7 protein-coding genes are annotated in these 5,827 nt (G+C 69.6%); 5 read left to right on the forward strand and 2 right to left on the reverse strand.

The features are described 5' to 3' along the window. Positions 1–488 precede the first annotated feature (488 nt). Entirely contained in the window at positions 489–953 is a 465-nt protein-coding gene (locus IJH84_RS16240) for a Panacea domain-containing protein (protein ID WP_295145896.1), read from the forward strand. A 35-nt stretch (positions 954–988) separates the two neighbouring features. Further along, a complete protein-coding gene (locus IJH84_RS16245; protein WP_295145897.1) occupies positions 989–1,435 on the forward strand; it encodes a hypothetical protein in 447 nt (148 codons plus the stop codon). A 3-nt stretch (positions 1,436–1,438) separates the two neighbouring features. Here IJH84_RS16245 and IJH84_RS16250 read toward each other — a convergent pair whose 3' ends face one another. Together IJH84_RS16250 and IJH84_RS16255 are read right to left on the reverse strand one after the other, a co-directional pair. Next, positions 1,439–2,098, reverse strand: coding sequence for a YdcF family protein (locus tag IJH84_RS16250; protein ID WP_295145898.1), 660 nt, complete (start codon positions 2,096–2,098; stop codon positions 1,439–1,441). Continuing rightward, complete coding sequence (locus IJH84_RS16255) at positions 2,095–2,832, reverse strand: IclR family transcriptional regulator (RefSeq protein WP_200070359.1); 738 nt, start codon at positions 2,830–2,832, stop codon at positions 2,095–2,097. The genes IJH84_RS16250 and IJH84_RS16255 overlap by 4 nt, the downstream gene beginning before the upstream one ends. A gap of 295 nt (positions 2,833–3,127) precedes the next feature. On the opposite strand from IJH84_RS16255, the gene IJH84_RS16260 reads away from it, so the two are divergent. From IJH84_RS16260 to IJH84_RS16270, 3 genes are all read left to right on the forward strand, one after another. Then, positions 3,128–4,402 carry an MFS transporter gene (locus IJH84_RS16260; protein ID WP_295145899.1) on the forward strand — a complete coding sequence of 425 codons (1,275 nt, stop codon included), beginning with the start codon at positions 3,128–3,130 and terminating at the stop codon, positions 4,400–4,402. A gap of 3 nt (positions 4,403–4,405) precedes the next feature. Then, entirely contained in the window at positions 4,406–5,398 is a 993-nt protein-coding gene (locus IJH84_RS16265) for a sugar kinase (RefSeq protein WP_295145900.1), read from the forward strand. A gap of 194 nt (positions 5,399–5,592) precedes the next feature. Beyond that, positions 5,593–5,827: orotidine 5'-phosphate decarboxylase / HUMPS family protein (locus tag IJH84_RS16270; protein WP_295145901.1), on the forward strand; the 235-nt coding region annotated here is incomplete at its 3' end.

The following is a 5,827-nucleotide window of genomic DNA, read 5'->3' on the forward strand; positions in this document are numbered from 1 at the left end:
GACGCCCACCTCACCGGCGCCTCCGACCTGCCCGCGCCGGTGCACCCGACGGCCCTGCCGTTGGCGACGGTGTGAGTCCTCACCGCATGTTCCGCGCTGCCCACTCCGCGAACCCGGTGGTGGGCAGGCCGAGTTCCCGCACCCGTTCCGGCCGGGCGTCGGCGTCGAAGACGTTCGACATCTCGTGCGCGGCGTAGAAGTCCGGCAGGCGCCGATGTCGGACACCGCGATCAGCGACAGCCACGCCGCCGAACCGGCGGCCGAGGCCGATCGGCTGCTGACCATCGTCATCGACGGCATCCGCACGTGAGGCAGCCGCGTGCCGACCGCGGCCGCGGATCCACCGCACCGGCGAACCCTCCGGCCCTCGTTGCCGGTCTGCGGGTGTTGCTCCCTTTTCGGGTGACTCGCCGACTGCGTCTGATCATCTCCGCACGAATCGTCGGTGCGGCCTGGCACCATGGCTTCGCGGACGGAAGGGGGCAGCGGTGGCGAACGCGAAGGATGTGGCCGCGTACATCTTGCACCGGCGCGGCCCGATGACGGCGATGAAGCTGCAAAAGCTCGTCTACTACAGCCAAGCGTGGCATCTGGTGTGGGACGAACGGCCGTTGTTCGACGAGCCGGTGCAGGCGTGGGCGAACGGCCCGGTGGTGCCGGACCTGTACGCGGCGCATCGCGGCCGGTTCCGGCTCACCAGGGACGAGCCTCTCGGCGGTGATCGGGACGCGCTGAGCGAAGGGGAGCGGGAAACGGTGGAAGCCGTGCTCGATGCCTACGGGGACAAGACGGCGCACTGGCTCAGCGAACTCTCCCACCGCGAAGCGCCGTGGCGCGACGCCCGCGCGGGGATCGAGGACGGCCACCGCGGCAGCGCGACGATCGAAAAGGCCGCGATGCACGAGTTCTACGACGGTCTGACGAGCGCCGACGCGAACGCGGAAGACGTGTGAGCAAGAAGGTCCCGAAGCGAGCGCAGGAGTCGCCATTGTCTCGTGCGGTGCCGAAGATGCAGCGCGCCGACCGGCCTTCCGCACCGGGCCTGCAGCCGCGCAAGCCGCTGACGCCCAGCAACCCGGACGTCAAGCTGTTGATCTCACTGGCCCGGGTCGATGTGGAGAGCCGATGGTGCCTGAGCAAGATCTCGGCGAGCGACCACATCGGCTTGCTGCGCGCGGTGCGCGACTTCGAATCGATGACGGTGAACGAGGTCGTGCACGGCAAGCAGCGTTCGCAGGACTATCCGCTGCACGCACTGGTGAAGGATGCCCGGGAACGCCTGGTGGAACTCGGTCTCGACGATCGGGACATCATCCATCGGCTGCGGATCACCGGCGAGCGCCGATTGTTCGGTTTCCTGGAAGCGAATCGCTTCTACGTGGTGTGGTGGGACCCCAAGCACGAGATCGTGCCCAGCCACAAGAAGCACACCTGAACCTCACTCCGGCAGCGCCCGGCTGGTGTACCCGGCCGCCACCAGCCGGTCGTAGGCGGCGCGGACCTCGGTGGGGACCTCCTGCGGAGTCGCGAAGCCGAGTTCCGCGTAGCGGGTGATCCGCTGGGTGTCCCCGACCAGCATGTTGATCACGCGGTCCGGGTCGCCGATGTCCGCGACGTACTCGTCCACCGGCAACGGCCGCGCGGAGCAGACGAATTCGGCCTCCGGCCACAGCTTCTTCGCGGTCGCGTACGCGCGGCGCTGCTGGTACGGCCGCGAGACCAGCATGACCTCGCGCGCGGAAATCCCCTGCGTGGCAAGCAGATCTCTGGTGTTGGTGATGTTCTCCCCGGTGTTCGTGGCCCGCGTTTCCAGCAGCACGGCCGAATCCGGCACGCCGAGCTCCAGCGCGTGCGCGCGGAAGTGCACCGCCTCGCCACGCGGGAAGCGCTCGACCGTCGTCGGCGCGTTCGCGCCGGTGAACACGATCCGCGGAAACCACCCGGCGTGGAACAACTCCGCGGTGTGCGTGGCAACACCGAGGTCGTGACCGCCGAGCCCGACCCCCACATCGCACCGGCGCAGCTCGTGACCCAGGTCGTGGTAGTCCCACAGCGTTCGGACGTCGTCCCGCAATTCCGGCGGCAGCACGGCGTTCACCGCCCCGGCAGCGTGATCGCGAGCTCGCGGGCGGCGCGGCGCAGCGGTTCCAGGTGCTCGCGCATCGCTTCCAGCGAGCTGCGGAAAGCGGGGGCGGCGGTGGAAAGCGCGGCGGTCGCCGTGCCGCCGGGGCCGAGCACCGGCACGCCGATGGCGATGATGCCCGCCTCGTGCTCCTCCTCGGCGGTGGCGTAGCCGTCGCGGCGCACCTGTTCGATCTCGGCGCGGAACGCGGCGCGGTCGGTGATGGTGCGCGGGCCCAGAGCGGGCAGTTCGAGCTCGGCCAGCAGCGCTTCCCGCACCTGCTGCGGCGCGAACGCGATCAGGCACTTGCCCATCGAGGTGCAGTGCAGCGGGCCGCGCCTGCCCGGTTCGCCGGTGATCTGCACCTGCTGGGTGCCCTCCACGAAGTGCACGTAGAGCTGGTCGTGCCCGTCCAGCACGGACATCAGCGCCGACTCGCCGGTCTCGGCGGTGATCCGGCGCAGCACCGGCGTGGCGGTCTCGGCGAAACCCCGCGCGTGCAGCACCCGCTGGCCCAGCTCGAACATCCGCAGGCCCAGGCTCCAGCGCCGGTCCTCGTCGAGCACGGCGAACTCCTCGCGGGCGATGGAGTTCAGCAGCCGGTGCGTGGTGCTCACCGGGTAACCGGCCTGCCGCGCGAGCTCGGACAGCGTGATGCCCTTCGGGGCGTCGCCGAGCAGCACCAGCAGCCGCAGGGCCTTACCCACCATGTCGCTGCCGGCCGCGTCGCCACGTCTGCCGTCGTCGCGTGGCCGCTCGTCACGTGGGCCGTCCGCAGCGGAGTTCTCAGCCGAGGCGGGCACGTCATCCCCCTAACTCACCGCGCGCGTTCCCCGGCGCGTCCTCGCCCGGATCGTATCGGCCCGGTGTTGACCCGGTTGTCCCACGTTCTCTAGTCTTTCCGCAATATCGAAAAGTTTCCCGCATCGCGGTAAACGACTGCGGCAAATAGCTGCGGTAAACCTCTGCGGTAAACAGCACAGTTGGCGCACAAAGGAGTTCGCCGTGACGACGACCCCGGCTCCGGCCGAACTCGGGCGGCAGCGGTGGCTGCGGCTGCTGCCCGTGGCGTTCGTGACCTACTCGCTGGCCTACCTGGACCGGTCGAACTTCTCGATCGGCGTCGCGGGCGGGCTCAAGGAGGACCTGGCGCTGTCCGGCGCGATGTCCTCGCTGATCGGCGCCTCGTTCTTCCTCGGGTACTGCCTGTTCCAGATCCCCGGCACGCTCTACGCGGAGCGCCGCAGCGTCCGGAACCTGATCTTCTGGTGCACCTTGGCCTGGGGCGTGCTCGCCGCCGCGCAAGGCTTGCTGCACAGCGGGATCGCGCTGCTGGTGGTGCGGTTCCTGCTCGGCTCGGTGGAAGCGGCCGTGCTGCCCGCGATGGTGGTGTTCCTGGCGCGCTGGTTCACCAAGGGCGAGCGCGGCAGCGCCAACGCGATCCTCATCCTGGGCAACCCGGTCACGGTGATGTGGCTCAACGCGGTGTCCGGTTATCTGGTGGAGCTGACCAGCTGGCGGGAGATGTTCATCATCGAGGGCCTGCCCGCCGTGCTGTGGGCCTTCGTGTTCCGCGCGCTGGTCTCGGACCACCCGAGCGAGGCGAAGTGGCTGGGCGATGCCGAGAAGCGCGCCGTCATCGACGCGCTGGACGGTGAGCGGCAGCAGACCACGGCGGCGGGAACGTTCGCCGAGGCGATCCGGTCGCGGCCGGTGGTGCTGCTGTCGATCCAGTACCTGCTGTGGAGCATCGGCGTGTACGGGCTGGTGTTCTGGCTGCCGAGCATCGTCGCGGCGGGCACCGGCGAGGGGATCGGGATGAGCGGGTTGCTCTCGGCGATCCCGTTCGGCGTGGCCGCGCTGCTGATGGTGCTGAACTCGCGCGCCTCCGACCGCGCGGGCAGCAGGCCGCGGTTCGTGTGGCCGTGGCTGCTCTTCGGCGGCGTCGCGTTCTACCTGTCCTATGTGGCCGGTCCGCAGAACTTCTGGCTCGCTTTCGGGTTGCTCATCCTGGCCGGAGGCGCCATGTACGCGCCGTACGGCCCGTACTTCGCCTATGTTTCGGAGTCGTTGCCGAAGAATTTCGCGGGTGCGGGTGTGGGCTGCGTGAACACCGCCGGCTCGTTCGGCGGGTTCATCGGCACCTACCTGGTGGGCTGGCTCAACGACGCGACCGGCGCAACCGCGGCCTCGTTCGTGCTGATGGCGTCCACAATGGTCTTATCAGCGCTGTTGATTCCGCTGGTGCGGCGCGGTTCCTACGAGACCGGGAGCGCGTAGCCGATGAGCGACGTGGTGACCTTCGGCGAGGTGATGGCGATGTTCGTCGCCGCCGAGGTCGGCAGCTTGCCGGAGGTGGACCGCTACACGGCGCGGCTGGCCGGTGCGGAGATGAACGTCGCGGTCGGGCTGTCCCGGCTCGGGCACCGGGTGCGATACCTGGGTGCGGTCGGCGACGACCCGTTCGGAGCCCGCGCGCAGCGGGTCTTCGCCGCCGAAGGGATCGGCGGATTGACCACCGACCCGTCCGCGCCGACCGGTTTCCAGCTCAAGAGCCGGGTCCGCGCCGGTGATCCGGAGGTCGTGTACTTCCGCCGCGGTTCGGCGGCTTCCCGGCACCGTTGGTCCGCCGCGGCGGAGGCGGTGGTCGGTGCCGCCCGGCATCTGCACGTCACCGGGATTTTCCCGGCGCTGTCGGAAGAAACCCGCCGGTTCACCTTCGAGGCGGTGGCCGCCGCGCGCCGTTGCGGGGCGACCGTCTCGTTCGACCCGAACCTGCGGCCCGCGTTGTGGCCGGACCGGGCGGAGATGCGGGCGGTGCTGACCGAACTCGCCGCGCTGGCCGACTGGGTGCTGCCCGGCCTCGCCGAGGGGGAGGCGCTGTTCGGTGAAGCCACTCCGGAAGGTGTCGCCGCGCGTTGCCTGGATCTCGGCGCGTCCACAGTGGTCGTCAAGCTCGGCGCGGACGGCGCTTCGTTGCACACCGGTGAAACCACCTGCCACGCAACGGCTTTCCCGGTCGAGGTGGTCGACACCGTCGGCGCCGGTGACGGCTTCGCCGCCGGTTTCATCAGTGCCCGCCTCGATGGGGAAAACGACGAGGCTGCACTGCGCCGAGCCTGCGCGGTAGGCGCGCTGGCCACCACGAGCGAAGGCGACATGGACGGTCTGCCCACTAGGAAGACTCTTGAGGAATCCCTTCAGGGTGAGTTGCGTAGCGGTGCCGGTGGCGGAACCTCAGCGACTTCCTCGCTGCGGGATCGATTTCTGACGTAGCACCCTACGCGGCGAAATCGCTGTCCTCGCGAGGAAGCCGCTGAGAACCCGCGGCGGTGCCGGTTGCTTGCGTGGTCGCTGCTCAGCGGCTGCGCCGCTGACAAGACAAAGACCGAAAATCACCGTGAACGCACCTCGAGGACGCGCTCCGCGCGCACGCCTGAAACCCGCGCAGCACAAGGAGGACGAGCACCGTGCAGCTACAAGTGGCGCTGGACCGCATCGACCTGGATCGCGCCGTCCGGCTCGCCGACCAGGTCCGCGCGCACGCCGATTGGATCGAGGTCGGCACCTCGCTGATCAAGCGCTCCGGGATGCGCAGCGTGTCCGACGGGGTCGGTGCGGCGGCGGGACCACCGGTGCTGGCGGATGTGAAACCCGCCGACGACGCGGCGACCGAGTTCGGGATGGCCTTCGACCACGGCGCCC

It is taken from the genome of Saccharopolyspora sp. (genome assembly GCF_017434145.1).
Taxonomy (GTDB): Bacteria; Actinomycetota; Actinomycetes; order Mycobacteriales; family Pseudonocardiaceae; genus Saccharopolyspora_C; species Saccharopolyspora_C galaxeae.